The 1,295-nt window shown below is 67.6% G+C and carries 1 protein-coding gene; it reads left to right on the plus strand.

Features of this window, described 5'->3' with window-relative positions; genetic code table 11:
* On the plus strand, positions 1-1,295 hold a 1,295-nt coding region (locus TSO5_RS31700), incomplete at both ends, for a hypothetical protein (protein ID WP_199231078.1).

Genomic DNA, 1,295 nt, shown 5'->3' on the forward strand with positions numbered 1-1,295 from the left:
GCGCTGAGCATCGTCATTGCCGGCGTTCCCACCGGCGCGACCCTCAGCGCCGGCACGCACAATGCCGACGGCACCTGGACTCTGACTCCGGCCCAGCTGACCGGGCTGACCATCACCCCGCCGTCGAACAGCGACGTTGATTTCGACCTGACGGTGACCGCCATCGCCAAGGACGGTGTCGCCGCCGAAGCCACCAAGAGCGAAACCCTGCACGTCACCGTCGATCCGGTGACCGACACCCCGACGCTGACCGTCACCAGCGCCCGTGGCAGCGAAGACACCGCCATCGCTCTGACGATCAACCCGGCGCTGACCGACACCGACGGCTCGGAGGCGCTGAGCATCGTCATCTCCGGCGTTCCTACCGGAGCAATGCTCAGCGCCGGCACCCACAATGCCGATGGCACCTGGACTCTGACTCCGGCCCAGTTGAGCGGTCTGACAATCACGCCGCCGTCGAACAGCGACGTCGATTTCGACCTGACGGTGACCGCCATCGCCAAGGACGGTGTGGCCATTGAGGCGACCAAGAGCGAGACCCTGCACGTTACCGTCGATCCGGTGACGGATACCCCGACGCTGAGCGTCACTTCTGCGCGCGGCAACGAAGACACCGCCATCGCGCTGACGATCAGCCCGGCGCTGACCGATACCGACGGCTCGGAAGCGCTGAGCATTGTCATTGCCGGCGTTCCGACCGGGGCGATCCTGAGCGCCGGCACGCACAACGCCGACGGGACCTGGACACTGACGCCGGCGCAGCTGACCGGCCTGACCATCACGCCGCCGTCGAACAGCGACGTGGACTTCACTCTCACCGTCACCGCCATCGCCAAGGACGGCGTCGCCACCGAAGCGACCAAGAGCGAGACCCTGCGCGTCACCGTCGATCCGGTGACAGATACCCCGACGCTCTCGGTTACCAGCGCCCGTGGCGACGAAGACACCGCCATCGCGCTGACGATCAGCCCGGCGCTGACCGACACAGACGGGTCGGAGGCGCTGACGATCTCCATCGCCGGCGTTCCGTCCGGGGCGACGCTCAGCGCCGGCACCCACAATGCCGATGGCACCTGGACTCTGACCCCGGCCCAGCTGACCGGCCTGACGATCACGCCGCCGGCGAACAGCGACGTGGACTTCACTCTCACCGTCACCGCCATCGCCAAGGACGGTGTCGCCACCGAAGCGACCAAGAGCGAGACCCTGCACGTCACCGTCGATCCGGTGACCGACACCCCGACCCTCAGCGTCACCGCCGCGTCCGGCAACGAAGACACCGCCATCGCGCTGGC

Origin of the sequence: Azospirillum sp. TSO5 (assembly GCF_003116065.1) — a bacterium.
Classification (GTDB): domain Bacteria; phylum Pseudomonadota; class Alphaproteobacteria; order Azospirillales; family Azospirillaceae; genus Azospirillum.